Origin of the sequence: Dactylosporangium siamense (assembly GCF_016862795.1) — a bacterium.
GTDB classification, from domain to species: Bacteria; Actinomycetota; Actinomycetes; order Mycobacteriales; family Micromonosporaceae; genus Dactylosporangium; species Dactylosporangium siamense.
On record NZ_BONQ01000071.1, the window covers coordinates 61,755 to 74,474 of the forward strand.

At 71.9% G+C, this 12,720-nt stretch carries 12 protein-coding genes; 6 read left to right on the plus strand and 6 right to left on the minus strand.

Features of this window, described 5'->3' with window-relative positions; genetic code table 11:
* Positions 1–3: 3 nt before the first annotated feature.
* From Dsi01nite_RS22680 to Dsi01nite_RS22700, 5 genes are read right to left on the minus strand one after another with little or no spacing between them, the layout of a single operon-like run.
* The gene (locus Dsi01nite_RS22680; RefSeq protein WP_203848228.1) at positions 4–249 is read right to left on the minus strand and encodes a MoaD/ThiS family protein; all 246 of its coding nucleotides are present in this window, start codon (positions 247–249) and stop codon (positions 4–6) included.
* The gene (gene moaA, locus Dsi01nite_RS22685; RefSeq protein WP_203848229.1) at positions 246–1,277 is read right to left on the minus strand and encodes a GTP 3',8-cyclase MoaA; all 1,032 of its coding nucleotides are present in this window, start codon (positions 1,275–1,277) and stop codon (positions 246–248) included. Before moaA ends, Dsi01nite_RS22680 begins: the two co-directional genes overlap by 4 nt.
* 31 nt (positions 1,278–1,308) lie before the next feature.
* The gene (locus Dsi01nite_RS22690; RefSeq protein ID WP_203848230.1) at positions 1,309–2,175 is read right to left on the minus strand and encodes a fructosamine kinase family protein; all 867 of its coding nucleotides are present in this window, start codon (positions 2,173–2,175) and stop codon (positions 1,309–1,311) included.
* 12 nt (positions 2,176–2,187) lie between these two features.
* Positions 2,188–3,837, minus strand: a complete 1,650-nt coding sequence (locus Dsi01nite_RS22695) for a GTPase family protein (RefSeq protein ID WP_239136098.1) — start codon at positions 3,835–3,837, stop codon at positions 2,188–2,190.
* A gap of 5 nt (positions 3,838–3,842) precedes the next feature.
* Positions 3,843–5,666 carry a GTPase family protein gene (locus Dsi01nite_RS22700; protein ID WP_239136099.1) on the minus strand — a complete coding sequence of 608 codons (1,824 nt, stop codon included), beginning with the start codon at positions 5,664–5,666 and terminating at the stop codon, positions 3,843–3,845.
* Between the two features lie 237 nt (positions 5,667–5,903).
* On the opposite strand from Dsi01nite_RS22700, the gene dnaK reads away from it, so the two are divergent.
* From dnaK to Dsi01nite_RS22720, 4 genes are read left to right on the plus strand one after another with little or no spacing between them, the layout of a single operon-like run.
* Positions 5,904–7,778: a molecular chaperone DnaK gene (dnaK, locus tag Dsi01nite_RS22705; protein ID WP_203848231.1), complete on the plus strand. Its 1,875-nt coding sequence runs from the start codon at positions 5,904–5,906 to the stop codon at positions 7,776–7,778.
* Positions 7,775–8,560: a nucleotide exchange factor GrpE gene (grpE, locus tag Dsi01nite_RS22710; protein WP_203848232.1), complete on the plus strand. Its 786-nt coding sequence runs from the start codon at positions 7,775–7,777 to the stop codon at positions 8,558–8,560. The genes dnaK and grpE overlap by 4 nt, the downstream gene beginning before the upstream one ends.
* A gap of 24 nt (positions 8,561–8,584) precedes the next feature.
* On the plus strand, positions 8,585–9,823 hold the full coding sequence (gene dnaJ, locus Dsi01nite_RS22715; RefSeq protein ID WP_203848233.1) for a molecular chaperone DnaJ: 1,239 nt from the start codon (positions 8,585–8,587) through the stop codon (positions 9,821–9,823).
* Positions 9,813–10,253 (plus strand): heat shock protein transcriptional repressor HspR, encoded by a 441-nt coding sequence (locus Dsi01nite_RS22720; protein WP_203848234.1) that lies wholly within the window; start codon positions 9,813–9,815, stop codon positions 10,251–10,253. Before dnaJ ends, Dsi01nite_RS22720 begins: the two co-directional genes overlap by 11 nt.
* A 123-nt stretch (positions 10,254–10,376) precedes the next feature.
* Here the strand turns inward: Dsi01nite_RS22720 and Dsi01nite_RS22725 are convergent, their stop codons facing one another.
* Positions 10,377–10,808, minus strand: coding sequence for a hypothetical protein (locus Dsi01nite_RS22725; RefSeq protein ID WP_203848235.1), 432 nt, complete (start codon positions 10,806–10,808; stop codon positions 10,377–10,379).
* A 200-nt stretch (positions 10,809–11,008) separates the two neighbouring features.
* Between Dsi01nite_RS22725 and Dsi01nite_RS22730 the strand changes: the two genes are divergently transcribed.
* Both Dsi01nite_RS22730 and Dsi01nite_RS22735 read left to right on the plus strand, forming a co-directional pair.
* Positions 11,009–11,563, plus strand: a complete 555-nt coding sequence (locus tag Dsi01nite_RS22730) for a DUF1707 SHOCT-like domain-containing protein (protein WP_203848236.1) — start codon at positions 11,009–11,011, stop codon at positions 11,561–11,563.
* On the plus strand, positions 11,560–12,702 hold the full coding sequence (locus tag Dsi01nite_RS22735) for a sialidase family protein (RefSeq protein ID WP_203848237.1): 1,143 nt from the start codon (positions 11,560–11,562) through the stop codon (positions 12,700–12,702). The genes Dsi01nite_RS22730 and Dsi01nite_RS22735 overlap by 4 nt, the downstream gene beginning before the upstream one ends.
* Positions 12,703–12,720 lie beyond the last annotated feature (18 nt).

The following is a 12,720-nucleotide window of genomic DNA, read 5'->3' on the forward strand; positions in this document are numbered from 1 at the left end:
TGCTCAGCCGCCCGCGAATGGTGGAAGGACGTCGATCGTCGCCGTCGCCGGCAGCGCCGCGTCGCGGTCGCGCCAGGACGTGCCGTCGACGAGGAACGAACAGGCCGTGAGCACCGAGGCGAGCTTCGGCCGCCCGGCCGTCAGGGCGGCCTCGAGCTCGCCCAGCGTCGCCGCCTCGATCTTCTCCTCGGGCACGCCGGCGGCCGCGCGGGCCCCGGCGAAGTAGCGCACGAGCAGCACCGCGGTCATCCCCCGATCGCCGACATGGGACGGGCAGGCTGCAGAAACTTCGGGTCGTCGATGCCGTGCCCGGCCGGCTTCGCCCACATCGCCTTGCGCCAGAGGTCGGCCAGCTCACCGTCGGTGGCCCCGGCCCGCAACGCGCCGCGCAGATCGGTCTCCTCCTGGCTGAACAGGCACGAGCGCACCGATCCGTCGGCGGTCAGCCGGGTGCGGTCACAGGCGCCGCAGAACGGCTGCGACACGCTCGCGATCACGCCCACCCGGGCGGGCCCGCCACCGATGCCGGAATGCCCCTCGACCAGCCAGGTCTCGGCGGGCGCACCGCCGCGCAGCGCCGGATCCGGGCGCAGGTCGAACGCCTCCTGCAACCGGCCGAGGATCTCCTTGCCGGTCACCATCTCCTCGCGCCGCCAGGTGTGGCCGGCGTCCAGCGGCATCTGCTCGATGAACCGCAGCTCATAACCGTGCTCGAGGGCGAACCGCAGCAGCGGCACCGCCTCGTCGTCGTTGACCCCGCGCAGCAGCACCGCATTCATCTTCACCGGCACCAGGCCGGCCGCGGCGGAGGCGGCGAGCCCGGCGAGCACGTCGGCGTGCCGGTCGCGGCGGGTCAACGCCTGGAACCTGGCCGGGTCGACGGTGTCCAGCGAGACGTTGACCCGGTCGAGCCCCGCTTCGGCGAGCGTCCCGGCGAGCCGGGCCAGGCCGACGCCGTTGGTCGTCAGCATGGTGCTCGGGCGCGGCTCCAGCGCGGCGACGGCCCGCACGATCCCGGGCAGTCCCCGGCGCAGCAGCGGCTCGCCACCGGTGAAGCGGACCTCGGTCACGCCGAGCTGGGTGACCGCGACCTCGATCAGCCGCACGACCTCGTCGTCGGTGAGCAGCGTCGGGCTCGGCAGCCAGTCGAGCCCCTCGGCGGGCATGCAATACGTGCAGCGCAGGTTGCACCGGTCGGTCAGGGACACCCGCAGGTCGGTCGCCACGCGGCCGTGACGGTCGGCGAGACCGGCACCGGGCGGCTCCGAAAGCGTCATGCCCGAAACGGTACCCCAGCGGTATGACAGTTCAGAGGGCTCGAAGCATGGAGCGGACCGACTCACGGTATGCGGCCCCGAACAGCGCCGTGTGCACCAGCAGAAGGTAGAGCCGGTGCAGCGGGACGCGGTCCTGCCAGCCGTCCGCGAGCGGCCACGCCTCGCCGTAAGCGGCCAGGAACCGGTCGTAGTGCGGAGCGCCGCCCCACAGGCCGAGCAGCGCCAGGTCGGTCTCGCGGTGCCCGCCGTGCGCGGCCGGGTCGACGAGCCAGCCGTCGCCGGAGCGGTCCCACAGCACGTTGCCCGGCCACAGGTCACCGTGGATGCGGCAGGGAGGCTCGGCGCCGCCGTACCCCTCGATGTCGGCGATCACGCGCTCGACGCCGGCGACGTCCGCACCGGTCAGGGCGCCGTTGTCGATCGAGATGCGCAGGAACGGCAGCAACCGACGCTCGGCGAACCAGGGCGCCCAGGGGCCGTCCGAGGCGTCGTTGGGCAGCGCCGCCGTGCCGATGAACCCGGTCCAGGGCGCCCCGAACGCCGGCGCACCCGCCCGGTGCAGGGCCGCCAGCCGCTGACCGAGCCGCTCGGCGCCCTCCGGGGTGGCCTCGCCGTGCTCGATCCACTCGAGGGCGAGCAGCTCCGGCAGCTCGGCGATGACGTCCGGCACCGGCACCGCGCCGGACTCCCGCAGCCAGCGCAGCCCGGCGGCCTCGGCGGCGAAGAATCCCACCGGCGGGTCCGCGAGGGACTTGCAGAAGATCGAGCTGCCGTCGTCGAGGGTGAGCCGCTGGGCGGTGCAGATCGACCCGCCCGGCACCGGGGTCTCCCGGATCCGCTGGTGCTTGATGAACACCGGCAGCTGCGCGGGATGCTCCTTCAGGTACTGCAGGTCCATCAGCGCGCCCACTCAGCGGGCGGCGGTTCGCAGCGCGTCACGCGCGTCATCGTACGAGCGCAGCACCCCTCGCATGGGCGCGACGATGTGGACGTCCGCCACCTCAGCGATCGCGGCCCGCAGCCGGCGCTCGGCGCGTGCCCTGGCCCGGCGGGCGGCCAGCCCGACGATCGGGCGGACGACGATCGACAGCAGCAGGCCGAACAGCAGCCCGCCGGCGAGCAGCGTGGTCGGCAGCGGCAGCCGTCCGACCTGCGGGGTGTCGACGCCCGGCAGGCCCAGGAACGCGAACACCGCCCGCACCCCCAGCCACAGCAGCCCGGCCAGGGCGGCGGCGGCGGCGAGCCACTGCAGGCCGCCGACCAGCCGCCACCAGAACGGTTTGCGGTCCATGCCGAGGTCGGCCGACGCGACCGCGACGTCGAGCGCGTCGGGCACGTCGTCCAGGCGGGCCCGGGACGCCGCGGTGACCGCTGCGGGCCACGGCTCCGGCAGCCCCGCACCGGCCTGCTCGGCGACCTCACGCGAGGCCAGGGCGACCGCGGCTTTCTGGGCAGCCGTCGACTCCGGCAACGACGATGCGGCAGGTGTACCGCCGGCAGGCTGATCAAGGTGCAGCCGGCGCAACGGATCCGGCCGGAGTTTGCGGGCCCAGCGGGCGACGGGCCAGCCGAGGACGCCGGTCGCGCGGTGCCGGTAGGTCCGCTCGGTCGCGGTGACGACGATCGGCACCCCGGCCGCGACCGCGAGCGAGTCGGCGAGCCGATGGACGGCGGCCGGCTGGATCTTCTCGCCGCGGACCTCGGCGGCCACCAGCGGCTCGAGGTCGCCGACCGCGCCGCTCACGTCGCCGGCCAGCCGCTGCAGCGCCGCCTGGCGCCGCTCGACGGTGCGCTCCAGCGTGGCACGCAGCAGGTCGAGGCCCGGCTGGCCCTTCGCGGAGGTCGGAAACGCCGGGACCCCGCCCAGCCCGTCGGCCTCCAGCAGCCGGCGCAGGTCGGCGACGAGCCGCTCGCTGTCGGTCCGGTTGAGCCGGTCGGCCTGGTTGAGCACCACGACGGTCACGTCCCGGTGCCGCTGGAACTGCGTGAGGTATTGCTGGTGCACGACGCGGTCGGCGTACTTCTGCGGATCGAGGACCCACACCACCAGGTCGACGAGGCGCAGCAGCCGGTCGACCTCGAGCCGGTGGCGGGCCTCGATCGAGTCGAAGTCGGGCAGGTCGAGCAGGACCAGCCCGCGCAGGCCGGCCTCGTCGTTGCCGTCGAGCGCGCTCTCCCGGGTGAAGCGCCGGTTGGGCGGCACGCCGAGCCAGTCGAGCAGCGGACCGGCGCCCTGCGGGCCCCAGACGCAGGCGTGCGCGACGCCGGTCGTCGGGCGGCGCACCCCGACCCGGGACAGCTGGAACCGGCACAACGCGTTGAACAGGCTGGACTTGCCGCTGCCGGTGGCACCGGCCAGCGCGACGACGGTGTGCGCCCGCGACAGGGCGAGCCGCTCCCCGGCCCGGTCGATCACCGTGCGGGCGGTGACCAGCTGGGCGTCCGGCACATGGTCCTCGGTCGCCTGCACGAAGCGGCGCAGCCCGTCGACCCGGTCGGCGAGGCGGTCGGCGTCCACCGCGCCGCCCTGCCGCGGGATCGCCTGCTTGATCTTGTCCACCAGGCTCACTTTTTGGACTCCAGCCGGACATCGGCGCGGGCGAGTTGCACTGCGGTGCTGGCGGCGCGCAGGCGACCGGCGAAGTCGTCGTCGATCCCGGCGCCGGCCAGCGCGCTGCGGTAGCGGCCGGCTTCCTCGTCGAACAGGGCGCCGACCCGCTCCAGCAGATCCTGCCTGGCCCGCTCGGCGAGGGACCGGACCGCCTGGTCGCCGAAGATCGCCTCGAGCACCTTCTGCGCGGTGACGGTGGTGCCGCCGGCGACCACGATCTCCAGGCCGGTCGGGATGAACGCGGTGGCGGCGAAGACCGAGACCATCACCAGCAGGCCGGTCGCGTTGACCGCATAGGCGCTGGCCCGGGCGAGCACCCGCTTGTCGCCGGCCTCGGTGCGCACCAGGTCGAGGACCGAGCGCTGCCAGTCGCGGGTGAGCCGGGCGATCCGATCGTCCAGGTCGTCGGAGGGCCGGGTCAGGTTGGGCGCGGCGTCCAGCAGCGCGGCCCCCGCCGGATGGGCCTTCCAGGCGACGCCGGCCCGCTCGGCGGCGTCGGTCGCGGCGCCCTTGAGCAGGATCGCCAGCCCGGAGCCGATCGCCTCCTGGAACCGCTCGCCGGGCGCCGGGCGGCCGGTCAGCGCCGCGATGATCCGGTCGCGGGCCCGCCCGACGCGGGCCTGCAGCGCGCGCATGATGTCGCCGGTGCCGACCAGCTCCTGCCACCGGGCGAGCACCTCGCCCCGCAGCAGCGCGCCGTCGTGGATGCCCTGCTCCACCGACGAGGTGGCGGCCCGATACGACCCGCGGACCGCGTCGTCGAGCGCCTTGCCGGCGGTGACCTGGTCCTCGGCGGCCGAGGCCAGCACGCCCACGTCCATGGTGAGTGCGTCGACGGCGCCGCCGACGGTCTGGCGGACCACGGCGGCGCGGGCCTCCGCGGAGCGGGCCAGCTTGCCGAACCAGTCCCGCAGCGGCGCGACCTGCGCCTCGCTGAGCAGGCCCTGACTGTCGAGGCGGGCCTCGGGGAGGATGAACAGCGGCACCCCGCCGAGGTCCTGCTCCTGCAGCATCGACGTCAGGTGCGGGCCGATCTCGTCGGCCGCGCCCCCGCCGGGCACCCGGTCGAGCACCAACGCGATGGCGGTGCCCCGGTTGCGGGCGGTGCGCAGCATCCCCCAGGGGACGGCGTCGGCGTAGCGGGCGGCGGTCGTGACGAAGAGCCACAGGTCGGCGGCGGCGAGCAGCTGCGAGGCGAGCTGCCGGTTGGCGTCCACGACGGAGTCGATGTCGGGCGCGTCGAGCAGGGCGAGCCCGGCGCTGAGCGCCGGGGCGGACACCACCTGCAGGGTCCGGGCATCGCTGCTGGCGCCACTGGTGCGGGTCAGCGAGGGCAGCACGTTGGCCTTGGAGAACCAGGACATGTCGGTGGGATGGCAGACCAGGACGGGAGCGCGTGTGGTTGGCCGCAGCACGCCCGCCGGGCTGACCGGCGTGCGGATCAGGCTGTTGACCAGCGTCGACTTGCCCGCGCCGGTCGAGCCGCCGACGACGACCAGCAGTGGCGCGTCGAGCCGGTCGAGCCTGGGCAGCAGATAGTCGTCGAGCTGGCCGACCATGGCCGCGGCGACCTCGGTGGCCCGCTCGGCGCTGGGCAGCGGCAGGGCATAACGGGTCGCCTTGCCGAGGTCGCGGAGATCGACGAGGGCCTGGACGAGGTCGGCGACGGGGGACCGTTCCGGCTCCCGGGCGCGTGGAGGCCGACCGGTGGACGGGTCATCCGCCGAAGGGCTGGCGGCCGTCGACCGGGCGGACACCGACTCGCCCTGTGTGGTCACGGGTAAAGCGTGCACGATGTCGCTGTCCAGCGCCATGCAATGCCCGTAAGCATCGATGTCACCCAGCGCAATCTCACCCAGGACCTCCCACAGCGGACCGGTGGGTGTGACAAGTTGCGCCGGACTCACTCAAGGTTCGACTTGACGATCGAGCGTTGCGTGGCACTATTGAGTGACAGTCACTCAACTTCGCAGCCGGGGCGTTCGCACCGACTGCATCCTGGAGGTCAAGCAGCTATGGCACGTGCGGTCGGCATCGACCTCGGAACCACCAACTCGGTGGTCAGTGTCCTTGAGGGCGGCGAGCCCAGCGTCATCGCCAACGCCGAAGGTGCGCGCACGACGCCGTCCCTCGTCGCGTTCGCGCGAAACGGCGAGGTGTTGGTCGGTGAGGTCGCCAAGCGGCAGGCCGTCACCAACCCGGACCGGACCATCCGCTCCGTCAAGCGTGAGATGGGCACCAACTGGGCCATCGACATCGACAGCAAGAAGTACACCCCGCAGGAGATCTCCGCGCGGGTGCTCATGAAGCTCAAGCGCGACGCCGAGGCCTACCTCGGCGAGCAGATCACCGACGCGGTCATCACCGTGCCGGCATATTTCAACGACTCGCAGCGCACCGCCACGAAGGAGGCCGGCGAGATCGCCGGCTTCAACGTGCTGCGGATCGTCAACGAGCCCACCGCGGCCGCTCTGGCCTATGGCCTGGACAAGGGCCCGAAGGAGCAGACCGTCCTGGTCTTCGACCTCGGCGGCGGCACGTTCGACGTGTCGGTCCTGGAGCTCGCCGAGGGTGTCGTCGAGGTCAAGTCGACCTCCGGTGACAACCACCTCGGTGGCGACGACTGGGACGAGCGGGTCATCGACCACCTGGTCAAGACCTTCCGCGGCCAGCACGGCATCGACCTGTCCGCCGACAAGATGGCGATGCAGCGGCTGCGTGAGGCCTCCGAGAAGGCCAAGATCGAGCTGTCGGCGGCGACCACCACCTCGATCAACCTGCCCTACATCACCGCCGGCCCCGACGGCCCGCTGCACCTGGACACCCAGCTGTCGCGCGCCGAGTTCCAGCGGATGACGCAGGACCTGCTCGACCGCACCAAGGGCCCGTTCGAGAGCGCGATCAAGGACGCCGGCCTCAGCGTCTCGACGCTGGACCACGTGATCCTGGTCGGTGGCTCGACCCGTATGCCCGCCGTGACCGAGCTGGTCAAGCAGCTCACCGGCCGGGACCCCAACAAGGGCGTCAACCCGGACGAGGTCGTCGCCGTCGGCGCCGCCCTGCAGGCCGGTGTCCTCAAGGGTGAGGTCAAGGACGTCCTGCTGCTCGATGTCACCCCGCTGTCGCTGGGCATCGAGACCAAGGGCGGCATCATGCACAAGCTGGTCGAGCGCAACACGACCATCCCGACCAAGCGCTCCGAGGTCTACACCACCGCCGACGACAACCAGCCGTCGGTGCTCATCCAGGTCTTCCAGGGTGAGCGGGAGATGGCGGCCTACAACAAGCGCCTCGGCACCTTCGAGCTGACCGGCCTGCCGCCGGCGCCGCGTGGCGTGCCGCAGATCGAGGTCACCTTCGACATCGACGCCAACGGCATCGTGCACGTGTCCGCCAAGGACCTCGGCACGGGCAAGGAGCAGTCGATGACGATCACCGGCGGCTCGGCGCTGCCGAAGGACGACATCGAGCGGATGATGCGCGACGCGCAGGACCACGCCGACGACGACAAGCGTCGCCGCGAGGAGGCCGAGACCCGCAACCTGGCCGAGGCCCTGCAGTGGCAGACCGAGAAGTTCCTCGCCGAGAGCGGCGACAAGATCCCGGCCGACGCCAAGGACCAGATGAACGAGGCACTGGGCGACCTGCGCAGCGCGCTCGGCGGCAACGACACCGAGCGGATCAAGTCGGCGCACGAGAAGCTGGCCCAGGTCTCGCAGGCGGCCGGCAGCGCGCTCTATGAGCAGCAGCGTCAGCAGAGCGCCGGCGGCGAGACCCCTGGTGCCGGGTTCGGTGGCGGCGACTCGGCCGGCACGCAGGCCGGCGCCCAGGGCAACGGCCCGGATGACGTCGTCGACGCCGAGATCATCGACGAGGACAACAAGAAGTGACCGACGAAGCCCGCGCCGCCGGCCCGGAAGGGCCGGCGGAGCGCGTTGTGATCAAGGACAAGCGGAAGGTGTCGGCCAACGGCAAGCCGGAAGGCTCGCCCGAGGGGGCACCTGACGCCGGACACACCGCGGAGGAGGCCGGCGTGGAGGTCGAGGAGACCGAGACCGTAGCCGAAAAGGACGAGGCGACTGGGTCGGCGGCAGGGTCGTCGGCGGAGGAAACCGACGAGACGCCGGTCGAGGGCGAGATCGTGGACGAGGCGTTCACGGTCCACGCACCTCCGTCCGGGGCACCGGGCGAGGCCGCCGCTCAGGGCACCACCGACGACGCGCACCAGCACGGCCTCGGCGCCGAGCTGGCCGCGCTGCGCACCGACCTGGACGAGCGCACCCGGGACCTGCAGCGGGTCACCGCCGAATACGCCAACTACCGCAAGCGGGTCGACCGTGACCGGGCGCTGGTGGTCGAGCAGGCCTCGGGCAACGTGCTCGGCGCCCTGCTGCCCGTGCTCGACGACCTGGACCGGGCCCGGGATCACGGCGACCTGGTCGGCCCGTTCGGCGCGGTGGCGGAGCAGTTGACCGCGGCGCTGACGAAGTTCGGGCTGACCGTGTTCGGGTCGAAGGGTGACCCGTTCGACCCGACCCGCCATGAGGCGGTGGCCCACCTGACCTCGGCCGAGGTGACCGAGCCGACCTGCATCGACGTGATGCGGCGCGGCTACCTCCTCGGCGAGCGGCTGCTGCGACCGGCCCTGGTCGCCGTTGCCGACCCGGAGTAAGAGACGCCTGGAGGAGGTGGCGCAATGAGTTCGAAGGACTGGTTGGAAAAGGACTTCTACGCGGTTCTGGGCGTCACCAAATCCGCTTCCACCGACGAGATCAAGAAGGCCTACCGCAAGCTCGCGCGCGAGCTGCACCCCGACCGCAACCCCAACAACGCGGCGGCCGAGGAGCAGTTCAAGGCGGTGTCGGAGGCGTATGACGTGCTCTCCGACACGGGCCGGCGCAAGGAATACGACGAGATGCGGTCGCTCTTCGGCGCGGGCGCGTTCCGGCGCAACGCACGGGCCGGCAACCACGGCCCGGGCGGTCCCGGCTTCGACTTCTCCGACCTGTTCGCCAACGGCGCGCAGGGCGGAGCGGCCGGGCAGGGCGCCGGTGTCGGTGGTGACCGCCGCTTCGGCGGCGCGGGCTTCTCGGACCTGTTCAGCTCGATCTTTTCCGGTGGCGGTGGAGCCGGCGGACCCACGGGTGCGCCGCCCGGACGCCGTGGCCGCGGCCGCGACGTCGAGACCGAGGTCGTCCTCAACTTCGCCGACGCGGTGCAGGGCGCCACGCTGCCGATCACGCTGCGCACGCCCGGCACCTGCGAGACCTGCCACGGCAACGGCGCGGCTCCCGGCTCCACGCCGCGGACCTGCCCAAACTGCCGGGGTCAGGGTGTCGTCAGCAGCAACCAGGGCTCGTTCAGCTTCACCGAGCCGTGCCGCGAGTGCCAGGGCGTGGGCACGATCGTCGACGAGAAGTGCCCGGAGTGCGTGGGCAGCGGCGGCGTGACCAAGACCCGCACGATCAACGTGCGCATCCCCCCGGGGGTCGCCGAGGGTCAGCGGATCCGGTTGACCGGTCGCGGTGAGCCGGGCACGCGTGGCGGTGCGGCCGGCGATCTGTTCGTGTTGATCAGGGTGCGTCCCGACTCGGTCTTCGGCCGGACCGGCGACGATCTGACCCTGACGGTGCCGGTGACCTTCGCGGAGGCGGCGCTCGGCGCCGACCTGCGGGTGCCGACCCTCGACGCGGCCGTCACGCTGCGGGTGCCCCCGGGCACCCCGAGCGGGCGGACGCTGCGGGTGCGCGGCAAGGGGGTCGCCCGGCGCGACGGGAAGGTCGGCGACCTGCTCGTCACGATCGACGTCCATGTGCCGGCGGAGCTCTCCGACGCCGCCCGGCAGGCACTGTCCGACTACGCGGCCGCGGCGCCGCCGGCTCCGAGGGAGCGGCTCGAGGCGATCGCACGGGAGCGCAGCAGCTATGAACGATGATGAGGAGCACGAGGTCTTCATCCGCTTCGAGGCGGTCTCCGACGCCAAGGTGCTGATCATCTCGATCGCTGCCCGGCTGGCCGGGATGCACCCGCAGACCCTGCGGCAGTATGACCGCATGGGGCTGGTGCAGCCCGGCCGCACTTCCGGCGGCGGCCGCCGCTACAGCGAGCGCGACGTGGCGCTCCTGCGGGAGGTGCAGCGGCTCAGTCAGGAAGAGGGCGTCAACCTCGCCGGCATCAAGCGGATCATCGAGCTCGAAGGGTTCGTCAGCGACCTGCGCCAGCGGGTCGCCGACCTGGAGGACGAGCTGATCCGCACCCGGACCCGGCTGGCGCACCTGGAGGCGACCGGCTTTCCCCGCCGGGACCTGGTGCCGACGCACCAGCACCAGACCGCGCTGGTGGTCTGGCGGCCCAGCCAGAAATAGTGTGTTTGCCGTTCCCCGCGGCCGGGCATCAGCTGGGCAGGGAATGGTGTGGTCATCCGGAGGGCTGACCGGATGTTCGCAGGGTGTGGTCAATGAAAGGGCGCCGTCGCTGACGGCGCCCTTTCAGCTGATCCGGCGCGGTGCGCGGACCAGACCGCCTTCACACCAGTCGTGATACTCGAACAGTTCGGGCCGGGCCAGCAGCATCCTGGCGTTGTGCGCCCAGGTCGTCAGCTGGTCGTCGCCCTGCTCCTCCGCCTGTTCGACGAACTTGCGGAGGCGCCGCTTGGGGTGGGCACGGAAGTGCGTGCGGATCCCGTCGGCGGCGTAGATGTACAGGCAGTGCAGCGCGAACCGGCGGGCCGGACAGGCCGGGTCCATCGCCAGGTCGAACAGCGTGCCGATCAGCCGGTCGCCGGCGACCAGGAGGTCCCAGTCCGGCGGCATGGTCTGCAGCACTGACGCGTCAGGGTGGTAGGCCCACGCACGCAGCTCTGCTGGAGTAGGGTCGACCGGGTTGGCAAAGCCTCGGAATCCCGCTTGTTGCACGCTCACCGTCAGCTCCCGTGGCCAGCGGGTATGTGATCGCCAGAGGTCCTGGAGTCGGCGCCAACTTAGCCCGCCACCTGGCAACAGCGGAAGAGCCGAAGGGACCGGTTACTCTCCGGATACTGCCATACGAACGCCTTTATGGTGATTAGTCGCCCGCGATATGGGCTATATCAATGGGTTCCGGCTGGGTCTACAGTGTCGTCGTGAGCACGGACCATCGCGGCATGCGCATCTCCGACGCGGAGCGCGAGCAGGTGGTGGCCCAGCTGAACACGGCCGTGTCGGAGGGCCGCCTCACCCTCGCGGAGTTCGAGGAGCGCGTCGACGGCGTGCTGCGCTCCCGCACGTTCGGCGAGATCGAGCCGTATGTGAGCGACCTGCCCGTGCAGCAGTACAAGGCGCCCGACTTCAAAGAGATCCGCAACCGCACGTCGTCGCTGAAGCGGCACGGGCGCTGGACGGTTCCCCGGCGGCTGTCGATCTCGACCCAGGTCGGTTCGGTGAAGCTCGACTTCACCGAGGCGATCTTCGGGACCAACGTGGTGGACATCGTGCTCGAGGCGCAGTCCAGCTCGGTCGAGCTGATCCTGCCCGCCGGGTCCACCGCCGACCTCGACGGCGTCGACGCCCACGCCAGCAACGTGCGGTCCCGGGTCGAGCCGTCGGGCCAGGGCATCACGTTCCACATCAGCGGCGCGGTCAAGAGCAGCAACGTCAAGGTGCGCTACCAGCGGAAGTTCTGGCGGTGGCGTTGGTGAAGCGGGCAGTCCTGGCCGCGGCGCTGGCCGCGGTGCTCACCATGACGCTGACCGCCGGGTCCTGCATGCCCGACAAGGATCCGGTCGAGGATCCCGCACCGGACGTCTCCTATCAGGAGGAGGCGCCGGCGCCGGCCGGTTCGGAGGATCCGCACAACCGGCAGTCGGTGGTCCAGGTGCCGAAGGGCACCTCGCCGCGCGGGGTCGAGTTCGCCGACGCCGACACCGGCTATGCCCTGTTCAGCACGTGCGTCAACGGCCTGGCCTGCCAGGTGGGCCTGGTGGTCACGCTCGACGGAGGCCAGTCGTGGGTGGCCCGCAAGGTGCCCTTCGACGACGCCACCGAGGTCGAGATGCGGTTGGGCCGGGGCGACGTGCTGCTGCTGCGCACGGTGCCCGGCGGCTGGTATGTCTCCCGCGACACCGGCCGCACCTTCCAGCAGCACCCGCTCATCCCGGCACCGCCGGAGGTCAACCTCACCGAGCCGCGCTTCAGCATCGGGTGCCTCGACGGCACGGTCGACTGTGCGGCCAGGCAGCCGATCGAGATCACCGACGACGGCAAGCGGGTCGCGCTGCCGGCCCATCCCGCCGGCAACCAGCGCTTCACCAGCCTGGTCGCGCAGGCCGACGGCAAGCTGTGGCTGACGGCGCAGGCCGTCGAGACCTCCAGCACCGTGGCCCCGATGATCACGGTCAGCGTCTGGAGCAGCCCCGATCACGGTCGCACCTGGCGGGCCGAGGGCGCGGCCCGGCTGCCGCAGCAGAGTGGTGTGGAGCCGCACGTGGTCGTCGCTCCCGACGGGTCCGACGTGTGGCTCGCGGGCAACCAGTACGCGGCCCGCCGCAGCGTCGCCGGCACCTGGGTCGAGGCGGACGCGATGCGAGAGATCGCCGAGGTGTACAGCGCTGAGGTGCTGCCCGGCGGCATCCTGCTGGTCGCCAGCGGCCAGGGCGTCTGGACCGTCGACAACGAGAAGCGCACCCGGGACCAGGGCGGCCGGCTGGTCTTCCGGCTCCGCCGGCTGTCGGACACCGCGATCCTCGGCTACCCGGCGCAGCAGTCGGGTGAGGTGTGGCTGTGCGAGGTGAAAGACAAGATTTGTGACTGGTCGAAGGTCGCTGTCACTGCGCGATAAGACTTGAGTGGAATAGAC